Source organism: Pedococcus ginsenosidimutans (genome assembly GCF_039544395.1).
Taxonomy (GTDB): Bacteria; Actinomycetota; Actinomycetes; order Actinomycetales; family Dermatophilaceae; genus Pedococcus; species Pedococcus ginsenosidimutans.
This window is the reverse complement of sequence record NZ_BAABLO010000011.1, coordinates 282,469-299,401: the sequence shown is the minus strand read 5'-3', so window position 1 is coordinate 299,401 and position 16,933 is coordinate 282,469. Positions and strand designations below refer to the sequence as shown.

Below are 16,933 nucleotides of genomic sequence, written 5' to 3'. Positions count from 1 at the left end.
AACCCGCGCGCCCGGTATGCCCACCCAATGCGCCGAACCGCCCGCACCGATGCGGGCCCGGACCAGGAGTGTCGCCATCACTGCCTCCCCACCGCTGACGCAGACCACCGCCTCGGGAGCCCCGGCCGTCGAGCTCGAGGGCATCACCAAGCGCTTCCCCGGCGTGGTCGCCAACAAGGACGTCACCTTCTCGGTGCGCCGTGGGACCGTCCACGCGATCGTGGGGGAGAACGGCGCCGGCAAGTCGACCCTCATGAAGATCCTGTACGGCGTGCAGCGGCCCGACGAGGGGACGATCAAGGTCGACGGCAACGTCGTCAACCTGCACTCGCCCGCGGACGCCATCGCCGCCGGCATCGGCATGGTGTTCCAGCACTTCATGCTCGCCGACAACTTCTCCGTCCTCGAGAACGTCGTCCTGGGCGCGGAGAAGCTCCACGGCATCGGTGACGCGGCCCGCCGCGAGGTCCAGCGGATCTCCGACACCTACAAGCTCGGCATCGACCCCGACGCCCTCGTGGGCGACCTCGGCGTCGGCGCCCGTCAGCGCATCGAGATCCTCAAGGTCCTCTACCGCGGCGCCAAGATCCTCATCCTCGACGAGCCCACGGCCGTCCTCGTGCCGCAGGAGGTCGACGAGCTGTTCGGCCAGCTCGCGGACCTCAAGGACGAGGGCGTCACCGTCCTGTTCATCTCCCACAAGCTCGACGAGGTGCTCAAGGTCGCCGACTCGATCACCGTCATCCGGCGCGGCACCACGATCGACACGGTCGACCCGTCCTCGGTCAACGCCCGGCAGCTCGCCGAGCTCATGGTCGGGTCCGAGCTGCCCTCGCCGACCACCGAGGAGTCCACGGTCACCGACCGGGTCCTGCTGCGGGTCGAGGACCTCGTCCTGGGCGGCGGCGACGGCGGCCGGCCGGTCCTGGACGGCATCTCGCTGACGATCCACGCCGGTGAGGTCCTCGGCATCGCGGGCGTCGAGGGCAACGGCCAGGCCGAGCTCGTCGAGGTGATCATGGGCATGCGCGAGCCCTCCTCGGGCCGGGTGTTCCTCGGCGACAGCGACATCTCCGACTGGGGCACCCGGCAGATCCGCGAGGCCGGCGTCGGCTACATCCCCGAGGACCGCCACCGCCACGCCCTGCTGCTCGAGGCGCCGCTGTGGGAGAACCGCATGCTCGGCCACCAGACCGAGCGACCCAACGTCAAGGGCCAGCTCATCGACGCGGCCTCGGCCAAGGCCGACACCGAGCGGATCGTCAAGGAGTACGACGTCCGCACCCCCTCGATCTTCGTCACCGCCGGCTCTCTGTCCGGTGGCAACCAGCAGAAGCTCATCATCGGTCGCGAGATGAGCCACTCGCCGAAGGTGCTCATCGCGGCCCACCCGACCCGCGGCGTCGACGTCGGCGCCCAGGCCTCGATCTGGGACCACATCAGGGCGGCCCGCAGGGAGGGACTCGCGGTGCTGCTGATCTCGGCCGACCTCGAGGAGCTCATCGGCCTGTCCGACACCATCCGCGTGATCCTGCGCGGCCAGCTGTCCGGCGACTTCGACCCCGACGAGGTGACCGCCGAGGACCTCGGCGCCGCCATGACGGGCGCCGGCGAGAAGGAGCAGACCCGATGAACCGCCTCAGCCCGCGCCGCATCGGCCTCGCGCTCGCGGCCCCGCTGCTCGCCCTGGTCGTGGCCTTCCTCATCACCTCGCTCGTGCTCACCCTCTTCGGTGACCCGGTGCTCGACGTGTGGAAGACGATCCTGCACGTGCCCAAGCCGCGGCAGACCGTCCAGATCATCAACGCCGCGACGGTCTACTACCTGTCGGCGGTCGCGGTCGCGGTCGGCTTCCGGATGAACCTGTTCAACATCGGCGTCGACGGCCAGTACCGCGTGGGCGTCTTCGCCGCTGCCGTCTTCGCCGGCCAGGCGTGGCTGCCCGGGGTGTTCAACATCGTGGTCGCCATCATCGTGGCCATGGTCGCGGCCGGCCTGTGGGCCGGCATCGCGGCATACCTCAAGGTGAAGCGCGGCGTCTCCGAGGTGATCTCCACGATCATGCTCAACGCCATCGCCACCGGCGTGGTGAGCTGGCTGTTCGCCAAGGTCGCGCAGCGCTCCGAGGGCAGCAACATCACCGAGACCAAGACGATCCCCGAGTCCTCGCAGCTCGAGGGCCTCAAGCTCATCCCCGGCGCGACCAACCGCGTCTTCACGCTGGTCGTGCTCGCCGTCCTCGTCGGACTGGTCTACTGGTTCGTGCTCGGCCGCACGCGGTTCGGCTACGACCTGCGCGCGACGGGCCGGTCCGAGTCCGCCGCCGTCGCCAGCGGGGTCAACGTGCCCCGCATGGTCATGACCGCGATGATCGCCTCGGGTGCCTTCGCCGGCCTGGTGGGCATGCCGCAGCTGTTCGGCCAGGACCACAACTACGGCACGACGATCCAGTCGGGGCTCGGCTTCGCCGGCATCGGCATCGCCCTGCTCGGCCGCAACAACCCCATCGGCATCGCCGTCGCCTCGCTGCTGTGGGCCTTCCTCGACATCCAGTCCAACGCCCTGCAGATCGGCGTGGGCGTGGCGCAGGAGATCGTCTACATCATCCAGGGCGTCATCCTGTTCGCCGTCGTCATCGCCTACGAGCTGATCCGCCGCACCGACCTGCGGCTCGAGCAGCAGCGGGTGGCCCGGGAGCTGGCCGCCCAGCGACACGCCAACGCAGCCACGGAAGGAGCCTCGGCATGAGCGCCGCCGGACTCGAGGTCGGCACCACGACCGTGACCGCCCGTCCGCCGCGGCGACGCCTCGGCCTTCGTGAGTGGGCGGTGGTCGCCGTCGGTGCGCTGGCCGTGATCGCCGTGCTCCGGGTGGTGACCGGTGCCAACGACATCGCGTCCTCGGGCGCCCTCGCGGCGGCCATCGGCCTCGCCGTGCCAATCGGCCTCGCCGGCCTCGGCGGCCTGTGGTCCGAGCGGGCCGGCGTGGTCAACATCGGCCTCGAGGGGATGATGATCCTCGGCACCTGGGGGGCCGGTTTCTGCGGCTACCAGTGGGGCCCGTGGGCCGGGGTCGCCGGTGCGATCGTCATGGGCATGTTCGGCGGCCTCATCCACGCGCTCGCCACCGTGACCTTCGGCGTCGACCACATCGTCTCCGGTGTGGCCATCAACATCATCGGCCTCGGCGTCGCGAAGTACCTCTCGGTGCGGTTCTTCACCGGCAAGCCCGGTGGCGGCCCGACGCAGTCGCCGACCATCGACCCGCTGCCCGACTTCACCGTGCCCGGCGTCTCCGACGGCCTCGGCACCCTGGAGCGCAAGCACTGGTTCCTCGTCAGCGACCTGGCGGCGATCCTGCGCGCCGTCTGCACCAACCTGTCGGTCCTCACGATCATCGCCGTGCTGCTGTTCGTCGGCACGTGGTGGGTGCTGTGGCGCACGTCGTTCGGCCTGCGGCTGCGGTCCGTCGGTGAGTCGCCGGTGGCGGCGGAGTCGCTCGGCGTCCACGTGCTGCGCTACAAGTTCCTCGCCGTGCTCGTGTCCGGTGGCCTCGCCGGCCTCGGTGGCGGGTTCCTCGCCATCGTGGCCGCGAACATCTACCGGGACGGTCAGACCGGCGGCCGAGGCTACATCGGCCTCGCCGCCATGATCTTCGGCAACTGGCGCCCTGGTGGCCTGCTCGCCGGCGCAGGCCTGTTCGGCTACACCGACGCCGTGCAGCTGCGCGGTGGCGGCAACGTGCACGCCTTCCTCCTGCTCTTCGCCGTCATCCTCGTCGCGGTCGGCATCTGGCAGGTCGTCCGCAACCGCCGGACGGTGCAGGGAGTGCTCGCCGTGGTCGTCGGCCTGCTCGTCGGCTGGTGGTACCTCGCCGCCGACGCGGTGCCCGCCGAGCTCACCGGCACCACGCCGTACGTCACCACGCTGCTCGTGCTCGCCTTCGCCTCCCAGCGGCTGCGCATGCCGGCGGCCGACGGGCAGATCTACCGCAAGGGCGAGGGCCAGTAGTGGCGGCCGACGCCGCGGCGCAGGGCGCTCCCGAGGTCGACTGGGACGCCCTGCGCGCCCGGGCCATCGAGGTCATGGGCAGGGCGTACGCGCCGTACTCCCGGTTCCCGGTCGGGGTTGCCGGCGTCGTCGACGACGGGCGCGTCGTCGTGGGCTGCAACGTCGAGAACGCCGCGTACGGTGTGGCCCTGTGCGCCGAGTGCGGCATGGTGTCCGAGCTCGTGGCCACGGGCGGGGGGCGTCTCGTCGCGGTCTCGTGCGTCGGGCGTGACGGCGAGCCGCTCATGCCGTGCGGACGCTGCCGGCAGCTGCTCTGGGAGCACGGCGGTGCCGACTGCCTGCTGCTCACCCCGGAGGGAGTGCTGCCGATGAGCGCGGTGCTGCCGCAGGCCTTCGGACCCGACAACCTCTCGATCGCCGCCCCGCCCGCCTGACGCCGGTCCGCTCGACCCGTACCGCAGCGTCGGCGTTCGCGGCCCGGAGGCCACGAACGGCGGTGAACGGGGCGGTGGGGCGACCGTTCGTGGCTCGCAGGCCTCGCGCCTGTGGATGACCTTCGGACCCTCCTCCCCTCAACGGGCAGGCTCGTGGCATGGATGCCGCACCCCTGCCGCTCGTGTTCACACGCGCGGAGGCGATTGCGGCAGGGGTGAGCGTGGGGCGCCTCCGGGGTCCGGCCTTCGGGCGGGTCTTCCACGACGTGCACGCGCGGGCCCACGACGCACCACGGCTGCGCGTGCGTGCCCTGGCCGCGCTGCGCCTCGCGCCAGTGGGTACCGTCGCGGCGCGCCACACGGCTGCGGAGCTCCTCGGCGGGGTGGCCCCGGCGGCGTTGGTCGCCCGCGGGGTACGGGTGCGGGTCACCAGCGACGAGTGGCGGCTCCACTTCTCCCGGGCGTGACCCGGCTGCACAGAAGGCGGTCGTCGTGGCATGAAGGCCACGAACGGTCGCATTCGGTACCGGAGGAGTGCCGTTTGCGGCGTCGGCGCCACCGGACGGCGTGGCTGACCGGACCGCGGGCGTCTGACACGATGAGCGCATGAGTGAGCGCTTCGATGCCGTGGACGTCATCATCACCAAGCGGGGTCGGGGGGAGCTGTCCGACGCCCAGATCGACTGGGTCATCGACGCCTACACCCGTGGTGCCGTCGCCGACGAGCAGATGTCGAGTCTGGCCATGGCGATCCTGCTCAACGGCATGAACCGTCGCGAGATCGCCCGCTGGACCGCGGCGATGATCAGCAGCGGTGAGCGCATGGACTTCTCGGCGCTGTCCCGGCCCACAGCCGACAAGCACTCGACGGGCGGTGTCGGCGACAAGATCACGCTTCCCCTGGCCCCGCTCGTGGCCGCGTGCGGGGTCGCGGTGCCGCAGCTGTCGGGTCGCGGCCTCGGCCACACCGGTGGCACGCTCGACAAGCTCGAGTCGGTGCCCGGCTGGCGGGCGGCGTTGAGCAACGACGAGATGATGCGCCAGCTCGAGGACGTCGGGGCGGTGATCTGCGCCGCCGGCGACGGGCTGGCCCCGGCCGACAAGAAGCTCTACGCCCTGCGCGACGTCACCGGCACGGTCGAGGCGATCCCGCTCATCGCGTCGTCGATCATGAGCAAGAAGATCGCCGAGGGCACGGGCGCACTGGTCCTGGACGTCAAGGTCGGCAGTGGGGCGTTCATGAAGACGGTCGAGGACGCCCGCGAGCTCGCGCGCACCATGGTCGACCTCGGCACCGACGCCGGCGTCAACACCGTTGCGCTCCTGACCAACATGCAGGTGCCGCTGGGCCTGACCGCAGGCAACGCCCTCGAGGTGCGCGAGTCGGTCGAGGTGCTCGCGGGCGGTGGACCCGAGGACGTCGTCGAGCTCACCCTGGCCCTGGCCCGCGAGATGCTCGCCGCTGCAGGACGTGGAGACGTCGACCCCGCCGAGGCGCTGAAGGACGGCCGGGCCATGGACGCCTGGAAGGCCATGATCCGCGCCCAGGGCGGTGACCCCGACGCGACGCTGCCGGTGGCCAGGGAGACCCACGAGGTGCTCGTCCCCGCCGACGGCGTGCTCACCGAGCTCGACGCCCTCAAGGTCGGGGTGGCGGCCTGGCGCCTCGGCGCCGGCCGCGCCCGCAAGGAGGACCCGGTGCAGGCGGGGGCCGGTGTCGAGATGCACGCCAAGCCCGGCGCCACCGTACGCGCCGGCGAGAAGCTCCTGACCCTCCACACCGACACCCCCGAGCGCTTCGAGCGGGCCCTGGAGTCCCTCGACGGCGCGTTCACCATCGCGCCCGAGGGCAGCCGGCCCGACCTGCTGCCGCTGGTCATCGAGAAGATCTCCTAGGGTGGGTCCGTGCCACAGCTGATCACGACGCCCACGACCATCCCCGTCCCCGGAGGGAAGGTCATCGACGAGCACGTCGGCCGGGTCAACACCGGTTCCGAGGCGGTCTCGGTCGCCCACATGAGGGCTCCGGCCGACTGGACCGAGCCGTTCCAGACGCCGCAGTTCGACGAGATCACCCTCGTCCTCGCCGGTGCGGTCCTGCTCGACCACGACGGCGGCCGGCTGCGGGTCGAGGCAGGCCAGAGCGTCGTCACCAGGGCGGGGGAGCGGATCCGCTACTCGACCGGGCCGGAGGGTGCCGAGTACGTCGCGGTGTGCCTGCCGGCGTTCTCGCCCGAGACCGTCGGGCGCGAGGAGGAGGGCGAATGATCTTCGGCCGCAAGGACAAGGGCGACGACACGGGCGCGACCGCATCCGAGCCGGGTTCTGTCCGGGACCAGATCCTGCGTGCGCCCAAGGCGTTGCTGCACGACCACCTCGACGGCGGCCTGCGCCCGCAGACGATCGTGGAGATCGCCGACGAGGTCGGGTACGACGCGCTGCCGGCCACCGATGCGGAGAGCCTCGGGACCTGGTTCCGCGAGAGCGCCGACTCCGGCTCGCTCGTGCGCTACCTCGAGACCTTCGACCACACCCTCGCCGTGATGCAGACGGCCGACGGCCTGCGCCGGGTGGCCAAGGAGTGCGTGCTCGACCTCGCCGCGGACGGCGTCGTCTACGCCGAGAGCCGCTACGCACCCGAGCAGCACCTGTCCGCCGGGCTGGCGCTCGAGGACGTCGTCGAGGCCGTCAACGACGGGTTCCGGCAGGGGGAGAAGGAGGCCGCGGACGCGGGCACCCCCATCCGGGTCACCGCGCTGCTGACGGCGATGCGCCACGCGGCCAAGAGCACCGAGATCGCCGAGCTCGCCGTGCGCTACCGCGACCAGGGCGTCGCGGGGTTCGACATCGCCGGGGCCGAGGCGGGCTTCCCGCCCACCCGGCACCTCGACGCCTTCGAGTACCTCCGTCGCCAGAACGCGCACTTCACGATCCACGCCGGTGAGGCGTTCGGGCTGCCGAGCATCTGGGAGGCCATCCAGTGGTGTGGCGCCGACCGGCTCGGCCACGGGGTGCGGATCGTCGACGACATCCTCGTCAACGACCGTCCGTTCGCCGCCGACCCCGCGAAGGCGCTCGCTGCCGACCGTGAGGACATCTACCTCGGCCTGCTCGCCGCCTACGTCCGCGACACCCGTATCCCGCTCGAGATGTGCCCGAGCAGCAACGTCCAGACCGGCGCGGCGGAGTCCGTGGCGCTGCACCCGATCACGTTGCTCAAGCGGCTGCGCTTCCGGGTCACCGTCAACACCGACAACCGGTTGATGAGCGGCACGTCGATGTCGCGGGAGATGGGCCTGCTCGTCGACGAGGCGGGCTGGACCATGGAGGACCTGCGCTGGGTCACCATCAACGCGATGAAGTCGGCGTTCATCCCCTTCGACGAGCGCCTCGCGATCATCGAGGGCGTGGTCAAGCCCGGCTACGACGCCTTGCTGCAGACGCCGACCGCCTGAGCCTCAGCGGGCCAGGGCGGACAGCAGGGGCTCGAGGTCCTTGGCCCGGGCCGGTGTGGCGCCCAGCGCCTCCTGCCGGGCGATCACGGAAGGCTCGGCGCGCATCAGGGCCAGGCCGCGCCGTACCAGCGTCCACGGGGGCTTGCGGCGCTCACGCAGGTCGCGGGCCAGCCGGCGCACGAAGGTGACGAACGGCCGGTGGTGCACGCAGTACGCCCCGGCGAGCAGCCCGCACTCGCGAAGGTCGTCGATGATCTCGGCCGCGAAGATCCCCTCGGCCAGCACGAGGTCGTGCGGACCGGCCTGCACCGTGGCCGAGGCGACCGCCCGGCTCAGGGAGATGTCGTAGACGGGGGTGCTGACCGACCCGGTCGCGACCAGGGTGCCCAGGGCCTGCACGGCCAGGCCCCGGTTCCAGGAGTCGGGGTGGTCCCAGTCGACGATGCCCAGCTCCTCGCTGCGCGGCATCGCCGGGTCGTCCTCGTCACGGTAGAAGTCGTCGAGCCGCACGATGGGCCAGCCGTGCGCGTCGTGCAGCCGCTCGGCGAGACGGGACTTGCCGGCACCGCTCGGCCCCGCGAGGACCACCACCCGGGCGGTGGTGGCGCCGGCCGGGTCGACAGCAGCCAAGGGTCAGCGGCCCTTGGGGTGCCAGACGGTCTTGGTCTCCAGGAACGCCGTGATGCGCGACAGGTCGGGGGTGCGGGCCCAGTCGGGCTCGACCGCGTCGGTCCCCTCGCCGGCAGGCCGCAGCACGCGCTTGAGGTTCTCGGCGGCAGCGAGCTCGAGGTCGCCCCACGCCAGGCCCTCCGCGTCAGCGGCGCCGGCGAGGTCGATGGCGTTGACGTCGCGGTGCGAGGCGATCCAGGGGGCCACCTCGGCGGTGCGACCAGTGATGATGTTGACGACCCCACCGGGCACGTCGGAGGTGGCCAGGGCCTCGGACAGCGTGACGGCGGGGAGAGGCCGCAGCTCGCTCGCGAGGACGACGGCGGTGTTGCCGGAGGCGATGACCGGTGCGACGACCGAGATCAGGCCGAGCAGCGAGGAGCGTTGCGGCGCAAGGACCCCCACCACTCCGGTCGGCTCCGGGGCGGAGATGTCGAAGTAGGGCCCGGCGACGGGGTTGAGGCCGCCGAGCACCTGCGCGAGCTTGTCGGTCCAGCCGGCGTACCAGACCCAGCGGTCGATCGCGGCGTCGACGACGGCCTCGGCCCGGCGCTCGGTGAGGCCCTCACCCGCTCGCACCTCGGCGACGAACTGGGCACGACGGCCCTCCATCACCTCGGCGACGCGGTAGAGCACCTGGCCGCGGTTGTACGCGGTCGCGCCGGCCCACTTGGGGAACGCCGCGCGGGCGGCGACGACGGCGTCACGGGCGTCCTTGCGCGAGCCCTGCGAGGCGTTGGCGAGGAAGCGGCCACGGCCGTCGACGACCTCGTAGGAACGCCCCGACTCCGAGCGGGGGAACTTCCCGCCGATGTAGAGCTTGTAGGTCTTGCGCACGTCGACGCGGGCGTCGGTGGCAGTCCGCTGGTTGGTCGGCATCGCGGAGATCACCCGTTGCTTTCGGTCGTGACGTAGGCGGACAGGCCGTGGCGGCCACCCTCGCGGCCGTAGCCCGACTCCTTGTAGCCGCCGAAGGGGCTGGTCGGGTCGAACTTGTTGAAGGTGTTGGCCCACACGACGCCGGCCCGGAGCTGGTCGGCCATCCAGAGGATGCGCGAGCCCTTCTCGGTCCAGACGCCGGCCGACAGCCCGTACGGCGTGTTGTTGGCCTTCGCGACCGCCTCCTGCGGCGTGCGGAAGGTCAGCACCGACAGGACTGGCCCGAAGATCTCCTCCTGGGCGATGCGGTGCGTCTGGCTGACGCCGGTGAAGACGGTGGGTCGGAACCAGAAGCCCTTGGCGGGCAGCTCGCAGCCGTTGTCCCAGCGCTCGGCGCCCTCGGCCTCGCCGGCGTCGGTGAGCTCGGTGATGCGGGACAGCTGGGCCTTGGAGTTGATGGCGCCCACGTCGGTGTTCTTGTCGAGCGGGTCACCGACGCGCAGCGTCTCGAGCCGGCGCTTGAGGCGGCGCTCGACGTCGGCGGCGATGTTCTCCTGCACGAGCAGGCGCGACCCGGCGCAGCAGACGTGGCCCTGGTTGAAGAAGATGCCGTTGACGATGCCCTCGACGGCCTGGTCGATGGCGGCGTCCTCGAAGATGATGTTGGCGGCCTTGCCGCCGAGCTCGAGGGTGGCCTTCTTGCGGGTGCCGGCGATGGAGCGGGCGATCATCTTGCCGACGCCCGTCGAGCCGGTGAACGCGAGCTTGTCGATGTCCGGGTGGTCGACGATGGCCTGGCCGGTGGCGCCGGCGCCGGTGACGATGTTGACGACACCCGGCGGCAGGTCGGCCTGCTGGACGACGTCGGCGAACAGCAGCGCGGTCAGCGGCGTCGTCTCGGCGGGCTTGAGGACGACGGTGTTGCCGGTGGCCAGGGCCGGTGCGATCTTCCACGCGAGCATGAGCAGCGGGAAGTTCCACGGGATGACCTGGCCCACGACGCCGTGCGCCCGCGGGTTGGTGCCGAGGCCGGCGTACTCGAGCTTGTCGGCCCAGCCCGCGTGGTAGAAGAAGTGCGCCGCCGCGAGCGGCACATCGACGTCGCGGCTCTCCTTGATGGGCTTGCCGTTGTCGAGGGTCTCCAGGACCGCGAACTCACGCGCGCGCTCCTGCAGGATGCGCGCGATACGGAAGAGGTACTTGCCGCGGTCGGCGCCGGACATCCGGCCCCAGGCGCCGTTGTAGGCACGGCGGGCGGCGGCGACTGCACGGTCGACGTCGGCCGCGCTCGCGTCGGCGACCTCGGAGAGGACCTCCTCCGTCGCGGGGTTGACGGTCTTGAACGCGGAGCCGCCCTGGCTCTCGGTGAACTCGCCGTTGATGAACAGCCCGTATGAGGGGGCGACGTCGACGACCGCCCGCGACTCCGGGGCCGGTGCGTACTCGAACTTGGCCATGTCTTCAGGATCCTCGGATTCGCCGGTGTCAGTAGAGGCTGGGGGAGTCGTCGGTGACGTAGTCGGCACCGGAGTAGGCGCCGATGCGCATCCGCTGACGCTGCAGCAGGAGGTCGTTGAGCAGGCTGGAGGCGCCGAACCGGAACCAGAACGGGTCGAGCCAGTCGTCGCCGGCGACCTCGCTGACCGCGACGAGGAACTTGATGGCGTCCTTGCTGGTGCGGATGCCACCGGCCGGCTTGACGCCCACCATCTCGCCGGTGAGGTCACGCCAGTCCCGCACGGCCTCGAGCATGACCAGCGTCACCGGGAGCGTGGCCGCGGGCGACACCTTGCCGGTCGAGGTCTTGATGAAGTCGCCACCGGCGAGCATCGACAGCCACGAGGCGCGGCGGACGTTGTCGTAGGTCACGAGCTCGCCCGTCTCCATGATGACCTTGAGCCGGGCGCGGGTGCCGTCGGCGCGCGTGCACGCCTCGGCGACCTGCGCGATCTCCTGGAAGACCCCGAGGTAGTTGCCGGAGAGGAACGCGCCACGGTCGATGACCATGTCGATCTCGTCGGCGCCGGCCTCGATCGCGTCGCGGGTGTCGGCGAGCTTGACCGGCATGCTGGCCCGGCCGGAGGGGAACGCGGTGGCGACGGCGGCGACGTTGACCGGGCTCTGGCCGAGGGCCTCGCGCGCGGTGGCGACCATGTCGCCGTAGACGCACACGGCTGCGGGGCTCGGGGTGCCCGGGTCGGTGGGGTCGGGGTGGAGCGCCTTGGCGGCGAGCCCGCGGACCTTGCCGGCGGTGTCGGCGCCCTCGAGCGTCGTCAGGTCGATCATCGAGATGGCGGTGTCGATGGCCCACGCCTTGGAGGTCGTCTTGATCGACCGGGTGCCGAGGGACGCCGCACGTCCCTCGCAGCCCACCTGGTCGACCCCGGGGAGGCCGTGCAGCCAGCTGGTGAGGGCCGCGTTGGTGAGGCGGGAGACGCCGAGGAGGTCGCGGGCCCGGGCCGTCGCGTCGACGGTGGGCGCGGGGGAGGTGCTCACCGGACGATCCTAGCCCGCTCGGGGCACTCCTCCCGCCGCGGCCGGGTGGCGCGGGGACCGACCTCTGGGGGGTCTCGCCCCTGCGGTCACCGGTCACGGCCCGGCTACGCTGCCGGGCGTGCAGGGGTGGAGCGCCGTCAGGGACACAGCTGGGACGAAGGGGCCGGGGAGCCGCGCGAGCGGGTCGACACGGGTCTCTACGGCTTGGGCCACGGCTGCCGTCGTGGTGGTCCTCGGGGTGTCCTCGTTGCTGGTCAACGTCACCACGGAGGCGCAGCTCTCCGGCGACGCACCGCTGGCGCTGGGCGTCCGGCGCACCGCCAGCCTGCTGCTCAATGCGGGCACGGTGTGGGCGGGCGCGAGCGTGCTCGCGGGGTGGTGGGCGCTGACCCCGGCGCGAGCCGCCCTCGCCGGGGTGCTCACGGGCCTGGGCGCCCTCGTCGTGCACTACGGCGTGGGGGAGGTCACCGGCCTGATGCCGGCCGGGTCGTTCGCGGACAACGCGCCGTGGTTCGTGGTGGGCGCCGTGACAGGTGCCCCGCTCGGCCTGGTGGGTTCGCTGGCCCACGCCCGCGGCCGGTGGGGCCTGGTGGCCGCGTCGGTGGTGCCGGTGGGCGCCGTCGCCGAACCCTGGGTGCAGGGGTGGTGGGTCGCCGGCCACGGTGCGGGCTCGCCCACGCGGGTCTCCAGCCTCGTCACCGCTGCCGTGCTGACCCTGGTGGGCCTGCTCGGCGCCAGGCGCGCCGTCCGCCGGTTCAGGTCCGGGTGAGGCGCTCGAACTCCGCCCGGAGCTCGGCCAGCCGCGCGGCTGCGCCGGACCGCGCCTCCTCGAGGCGCCCGCGGTCGTGGTCCGCCACGGGGACGATGGCCTCGAGGTAGACCTTGAGCTTGGGCTCGGTGCCCGAGGGCCGCACGATGACCCGCGAGTCGTCCTCGAGGTAGTAGCGCAGGCCGTCGGTGGGCGGGAGCGCGTCGCTGCCGAGCGCCAGGTCGTCGGTGCGGGTCACGGCGAGGCCGGCGACCTCGGTGGGCGGGGTCGCCCTCAGGCGGGCCATGACGTCACCGATGAGGGCCAGGTCGGCCACCCGGACCGAGAAGGAGTCGGTGGCGTGGACCCCGTGCTCCACGGCGAGGTCGTCGAGCACGTCGGTGAGCACCCGGCCCTCGGCCTTGAGTGACGCGGCGAGCTCGGCGACCATCAGGCAGGCGCTGACGCCGTCCTTGTCGCGGACGTGACCGGGGTCGACGCAGTAGCCGAGGGCCTCCTCGTAGCCGTAGCGCAGGCCCTCGACGCGCGCGATCCACTTGAAGCCGGTGAGGGTCTCCTCGTGGCGGATCCCGGCCTTCCCGGCCATCGCGGCCAGCAGCCGCGACGAGACGATGGAGTTGGCGAACACGGCGTCCGGCTCGACACCCCGGGACAGGATGTGGTGGCCGAGCAGGGCGCCGACCTCGTCGCCGCGCAGCATCCGCCAGTCGGTGCCGCCGTCGTCCGGCCCGCCCTGGACGGTGAAGGGCACGGCGACGGCGCAGCGGTCGGCGTCGGGGTCGTTGGCCAGCACGATGTCCGGCCCGATCTCACGGGCGAGGTCGAGCGCGGCGTCGATGGCGCCGGGCTCCTCGGGGTTGGGGAACGACACCGTCGGGAAGGCCGGGTCGGGCTGGCGCTGGGCCTCCACGGGGACCGGTGACGGGAACCCTGCGCGCTCGAACACCCGGAGCAGGGTGTCGCTCCCGACGCCGTGCAGGGCGGTGTGGACGACGTCGATGTCGCGGGGGCTGTCCGGGGCGACGACCGACGCGGTGGCGTCGACGTAGTCCTCGAGGACATCGTTGCCGAGGGTCTGCCAGCCGTCGTCGGCCAGGGGGACGTCGGCGACCGCCTGGACACGGGCGATCTGGCCGGCGATGTCGCTGTCGGAGGGCGGGACGATCTGCGAGCCGTCGCCGAGGTAGACCTTGTAGCCGTTGTCCTGCGGCGGGTTGTGGCTCGCGGTGACCATGACGCCGGCGTCGGCGCCGAGGTGCCGGATCGCGAACGCCAGCACCGGGGTGGGGAGTGGGTGGGGGAGCACGGCCGCGTGGCCGCCGCTGCCGACCGTGACCGCCGCGGTGTCACGGGCGAAGACGTCGGAGTTGGTGCGGGCGTCGTAGCCGACCACCACGAACGGCTCCGGCCTGGTCTGGCGCAGGTATGCCGCGAGGCCGGCTGCCGCGCGGATGACCACCGAGCGGTTCATCCGGTTGGGGCCCGCCCCGATCGCCCCGCGCAGGCCGGCCGTGCCGAACTCGAGCATCCCCGAGAAGCGGTCCTCGAGGTCCGCGACGGCAGCCGCGTCGCCCTCCTTGGCGCGGGCCAGCACCTGCCCGAGCTCGACCCGGGTCTCGTGGTCCGGGTCGTCGTCGACCCACTCCTGGGCCGCGTCGATGAGCTCCTGTGCGCGGCTGTCCTCGGACCCGCCCCCGCTGCCGTGTCTGGCCTCGTAGCTCGCCTCGTAGGTCATGGGCACTGGTCCTTTCAGAGGGAGGCGACGACGGCGGCGAGGAGGCGGCCGCAACGCCCGGCGGCGGCCTGCCCTGCCTCGATGACCTCGTCGTGGGAGAGCGGCTGGTCGCTGATGCCGGCGGCGAGGTTGGTGACCAGCGAGATGCCGAGCACCTCCATCCCGGCCTGGCGGGCCGCGATGGCCTCCAACGTGGTGGACATGCCGACCAGGTCGCCGCCGAGCACCTTGGCCATCCGGACCTCGGCGGGGGTCTCGTAGTGCGGTCCGCGGAACTGGACGTAGACGCCCTCGTCGAGCTCGGGGTCGACGCCGCGGGCGACCTCGCGCAGGCGGGCCGAGTACAGGTCGGTGAGGTCGACGAAGTTCGCGCCCTCGATGGGGGAGCTCGCGGTGAGGTTGATGTGGTCGCTGATCAGCACGGGGGTGCCGGGCGCCCAGGCGGAGTTGAGGCCGCCACAGCCGTTGGTGAGCACGATGGTCGAGCAGCCGGCAGCGGCGGCGGTGCGCACCGCGTGCACGACCGAGCGGACGCCCTTGCCCTCGTAGAAGTGGGTGCGGGTGCCGTAGACGAGGGCGCGACGGCCGGTGTCGGCGATCGCGACCGAGCGCATGGTGCCCGAGTGGCCGGCCACGGCCGCCCTGCCGAAGCCGGGGACGTCGGCGTTGTCGATGGTGGCGAGCGTCTCGCCGATGAGGTCTCCGGTCTGGCCCCAGCCGGACCCGAGCACCAGGGCGACGTCGTGGCGCTCGGCGCCGCTGCGCTCGGCGATGACGGCGGCAGCCGCACGGGCCACCTCGAAGGGGTCGGTCGCCGGGTCGGCCAGGTCGGCCGCGGTGCCGGTGCCGTTGCCGGTGGCGGGGGCGGTGGCGGGGGCGCGGTCGGGGGTGCCCGTGGCGGGGCCGCTCTGCTCAGTCACCGGGGAAGAGTACCGACGCCCGCGCCATGCGATGTACCGCGAGGGGATGAGGCGAGGGGGAGACAGGTCGGCGGCGACGGGATGGTTGGATGGCTTGCGTGAACGTGCCTCAGTCCTCGGTGGTCATCCTCGGCGGCGGCCCCGGTGGCTACGAAGCGGCGCTGGTCGCCGCCCACCTCGGCGCGGCGGTGACGGTGGTCGACCGGGACGGCCTCGGGGGCGCCGCGGTGCTCACCGACTGCGTGCCCAGCAAGACGCTCATCTCGACCGCCGACTTCATGTCGCAGTTCGAGACCGCCTCCGACCTCGGTGTCCACCTCGAGGACCACGAGGGCGACGAGGTCGCCGACTCCGTGGCCGAGCTGACCGCCGTCAACCGACGCGTCCTCGCCCTCGCCGCGGCCCAGTCGCGCGACATCGGCCGGCGCCTGGACGCCGACGGCGTGGTCGTGCTGCGGGGCACCGGCCGGCTGCTCTCCCCGTCCCGGGTCGAGGCGACGCTCGAGGACGGCTCGACCCGCGAGCTCGAGGCCGACGTCGTGCTGGTCGCGACCGGCGCCACCCCCCGCGTCATGGCCAGCGCCCAGCCGGACGGCGAGCGCATCCTCACCTGGCAGCAGATCTACTCCCTGCCCGAGCTGCCCGAGCACCTGGTCGTCGTGGGTTCGGGCGTCACCGGCGCCGAGCTCGCCCAGGCCTACCTCGGCCTCGGCTCCAGGGTCACGCTGGTCTCCTCGCGCGACCGGGTGCTGCCCGGCGAGGACGCCGACGCCGCCACCGTCATCGAGGACGTCTTCCGCAAGCGCGGCATGGAGGTCCTGGGGCGCTCGCGCATGGCCTCGGTCGAGCGCACCGGCGACGGGGTCGTCGTCCGGCTCGAGGACGGACGAGAGGTCACCGGCACGCACGCGCTGCTGGCCGTCGGCTCGATACCGCAGACCGGAGGGCTCGGCCTCGAGGAGGTCGGCGTCGCGCTGCGCGAGTCCGGCCACGTCACGGTCGACCGGGTGTCGCGCACCTCGGTGCGCGGGGTGTACGCCGCGGGCGACTGCACCGGGGTGCTGCCCCTGGCGTCCGTGGCCGCGATGCAGGGACGCATCGCGATGGCCCACGCGCTCGGGGACGCCGTCGCGCCGCTCAACCTCCGGGCGGTCTCGGCCAACATCTTCACCGATCCCGAGATCGCCACCGTCGGGTTCTCCCAGAAGGACGTCGACGAGGGCACGATCGACGCCACCTCCGTCATGCTGCCGCTCGCGACCAACCCGCGGGCCAAGATGCAGGGCATCACCGACGGCTTCGTCAAGCTGTTCGCCCGCAGGGGTGTCGGCACGGTCGTCGGGGGCGTCGTGGTCGCGCCGCGGGCCTCCGAGCTGATCTACCCGGTCACGCTCGCCGTGCAGCACGGCCTGACCGTGGACCAGCTCGCCGGCACCTTCACGGTGTACCCGTCGCTCAGCGGCTCGGTGGCCGAGGCGGCACGCCAGCTCCACCCCACGGACTGACGTCCGCTGCCCGAAATGCCGGGTCCCGGGAGGCTCGGTAGCGTCGTGGGAGGCACGTGTC

16 protein-coding genes are annotated in these 16,933 nt (G+C 72.4%); 10 read left to right on the top strand and 6 right to left on the bottom strand.

Features of this window, described 5'->3' with window-relative positions; genetic code table 11:
• Positions 1 to 49 precede the first annotated feature (49 nt).
• The 8 genes from ABEA42_RS12380 (at position 50) to ABEA42_RS12345 (ending at position 7,899) form a co-directional block, all read left to right on the top strand.
• Positions 50 to 1,633 carry an ABC transporter ATP-binding protein gene (locus ABEA42_RS12380; RefSeq protein ID WP_345503702.1) on the top strand — a complete coding sequence of 528 codons (1,584 nt, stop codon included), beginning with the start codon at positions 50 to 52 and terminating at the stop codon, positions 1,631 to 1,633.
• Positions 1,630 to 2,748, top strand: coding sequence for an ABC transporter permease (locus tag ABEA42_RS12375; RefSeq protein ID WP_345503701.1), 1,119 nt, complete (start codon positions 1,630 to 1,632; stop codon positions 2,746 to 2,748). Before ABEA42_RS12380 ends, ABEA42_RS12375 begins: the two co-directional genes overlap by 4 nt.
• Entirely contained in the window at positions 2,745 to 4,010 is a 1,266-nt protein-coding gene (locus ABEA42_RS12370; protein WP_345503700.1) for an ABC transporter permease, read from the top strand. Before ABEA42_RS12375 ends, ABEA42_RS12370 begins: the two co-directional genes overlap by 4 nt.
• Entirely contained in the window at positions 4,010 to 4,444 is a 435-nt protein-coding gene (locus ABEA42_RS12365; protein ID WP_345503699.1) for a cytidine deaminase, read from the top strand. Before ABEA42_RS12370 ends, ABEA42_RS12365 begins: the two co-directional genes overlap by 1 nt.
• A 158-nt stretch (positions 4,445 to 4,602) precedes the next feature.
• A complete protein-coding gene (locus ABEA42_RS12360; RefSeq protein WP_345503698.1) occupies positions 4,603 to 4,911 on the top strand; it encodes a hypothetical protein in 309 nt (102 codons plus the stop codon).
• A gap of 139 nt (positions 4,912 to 5,050) precedes the next feature.
• The gene (locus ABEA42_RS12355) at positions 5,051 to 6,340 is read left to right on the top strand and encodes a thymidine phosphorylase (protein ID WP_345503697.1); all 1,290 of its coding nucleotides are present in this window, start codon (positions 5,051 to 5,053) and stop codon (positions 6,338 to 6,340) included.
• A 9-nt stretch (positions 6,341 to 6,349) separates the two neighbouring features.
• Entirely contained in the window at positions 6,350 to 6,712 is a 363-nt protein-coding gene (locus tag ABEA42_RS12350; protein ID WP_345503695.1) for a cupin domain-containing protein, read from the top strand.
• Positions 6,709 to 7,899, top strand: a complete 1,191-nt coding sequence (locus tag ABEA42_RS12345) for an adenosine deaminase (RefSeq protein ID WP_345503693.1) — start codon at positions 6,709 to 6,711, stop codon at positions 7,897 to 7,899. The genes ABEA42_RS12350 and ABEA42_RS12345 overlap by 4 nt, the downstream gene beginning before the upstream one ends.
• 3 nt (positions 7,900 to 7,902) lie before the next feature.
• On the opposite strand, the gene ABEA42_RS12340 is transcribed toward ABEA42_RS12345, so the two are convergent.
• Genes ABEA42_RS12340 through deoC form a run of 4 tightly spaced genes read right to left on the bottom strand, consistent with a single transcriptional unit; the run spans position 7,903 to position 11,943 of the window.
• Complete coding sequence (locus ABEA42_RS12340; protein ID WP_345503691.1) at positions 7,903 to 8,529, bottom strand: uridine kinase family protein; 627 nt, start codon at positions 8,527 to 8,529, stop codon at positions 7,903 to 7,905.
• A 3-nt stretch (positions 8,530 to 8,532) separates the two neighbouring features.
• Positions 8,533 to 9,447: an aldehyde dehydrogenase family protein gene (locus tag ABEA42_RS12335; RefSeq protein ID WP_345503689.1), complete on the bottom strand. Its 915-nt coding sequence runs from the start codon at positions 9,445 to 9,447 to the stop codon at positions 8,533 to 8,535.
• A gap of 8 nt (positions 9,448 to 9,455) precedes the next feature.
• On the bottom strand, positions 9,456 to 10,904 hold the full coding sequence (locus ABEA42_RS12330; RefSeq protein ID WP_345503687.1) for an aldehyde dehydrogenase family protein: 1,449 nt from the start codon (positions 10,902 to 10,904) through the stop codon (positions 9,456 to 9,458).
• 28 nt (positions 10,905 to 10,932) lie between these two features.
• The gene (gene deoC, locus ABEA42_RS12325; RefSeq protein WP_425572065.1) at positions 10,933 to 11,943 is read right to left on the bottom strand and encodes a deoxyribose-phosphate aldolase; all 1,011 of its coding nucleotides are present in this window, start codon (positions 11,941 to 11,943) and stop codon (positions 10,933 to 10,935) included.
• Between the two features lie 223 nt (positions 11,944 to 12,166).
• Between deoC and ABEA42_RS12320 the strand changes: the two genes are divergently transcribed.
• Complete coding sequence (locus tag ABEA42_RS12320; RefSeq protein WP_345503685.1) at positions 12,167 to 12,712, top strand: hypothetical protein; 546 nt, start codon at positions 12,167 to 12,169, stop codon at positions 12,710 to 12,712.
• Here the strand turns inward: ABEA42_RS12320 and ABEA42_RS12315 are convergent.
• The gene (locus ABEA42_RS12315) at positions 12,699 to 14,447 is read right to left on the bottom strand and encodes a phospho-sugar mutase (protein ID WP_345503684.1); all 1,749 of its coding nucleotides are present in this window, start codon (positions 14,445 to 14,447) and stop codon (positions 12,699 to 12,701) included. The two genes, ABEA42_RS12320 and ABEA42_RS12315, sit on opposite strands and share 14 nt — an antisense overlap.
• Positions 14,448 to 14,461: 14 nt before the next feature.
• Positions 14,462 to 15,274: a purine-nucleoside phosphorylase gene (locus tag ABEA42_RS12310; protein ID WP_345504454.1), complete on the bottom strand. Its 813-nt coding sequence runs from the start codon at positions 15,272 to 15,274 to the stop codon at positions 14,462 to 14,464.
• Between the two features lie 182 nt (positions 15,275 to 15,456).
• Here ABEA42_RS12310 and ABEA42_RS12305 point away from each other — a divergent pair, with 182 nt between their 5' ends.
• Positions 15,457 to 16,872, top strand: coding sequence for an NAD(P)H-quinone dehydrogenase (locus ABEA42_RS12305; RefSeq protein ID WP_345503682.1), 1,416 nt, complete (start codon positions 15,457 to 15,459; stop codon positions 16,870 to 16,872).
• Positions 16,873 to 16,933 lie beyond the last annotated feature (61 nt).

Bases quoted from the DNA above. Each gene is read 5' to 3' on its own strand.
- ABEA42_RS12330 (WP_345503687.1), bottom strand. From the start codon at position 10,904: ATGGCCAAGTTCGAGTACGCACCGGCCCCGGAGTCGCGGGCGGTCGTC.
- ABEA42_RS12305 (WP_345503682.1), top strand. From the start codon at position 15,457: ATGGCTTGCGTGAACGTGCCTCAGTCCTCGGTGGTCATCCTCGGCGGC.
- ABEA42_RS12315 (WP_345503684.1), bottom strand. From the start codon at position 14,447: ATGACCTACGAGGCGAGCTACGAGGCCAGACACGGCAGCGGGGGCGGG.
- ABEA42_RS12335 (WP_345503689.1), bottom strand. From the start codon at position 9,447: ATGCCGACCAACCAGCGGACTGCCACCGACGCCCGCGTCGACGTGCGC.
- ABEA42_RS12360 (WP_345503698.1), top strand. From the start codon at position 4,603: ATGGATGCCGCACCCCTGCCGCTCGTGTTCACACGCGCGGAGGCGATT.
- ABEA42_RS12380 (WP_345503702.1), top strand. From the start codon at position 50: ATGCGGGCCCGGACCAGGAGTGTCGCCATCACTGCCTCCCCACCGCTG.
- ABEA42_RS12355 (WP_345503697.1), top strand. From the start codon at position 5,051: ATGAGTGAGCGCTTCGATGCCGTGGACGTCATCATCACCAAGCGGGGT.
- ABEA42_RS12375 (WP_345503701.1), top strand. From the start codon at position 1,630: ATGAACCGCCTCAGCCCGCGCCGCATCGGCCTCGCGCTCGCGGCCCCG.
- ABEA42_RS12345 (WP_345503693.1), top strand. From the start codon at position 6,709: ATGATCTTCGGCCGCAAGGACAAGGGCGACGACACGGGCGCGACCGCA.
- ABEA42_RS12370 (WP_345503700.1), top strand. From the start codon at position 2,745: ATGAGCGCCGCCGGACTCGAGGTCGGCACCACGACCGTGACCGCCCGT.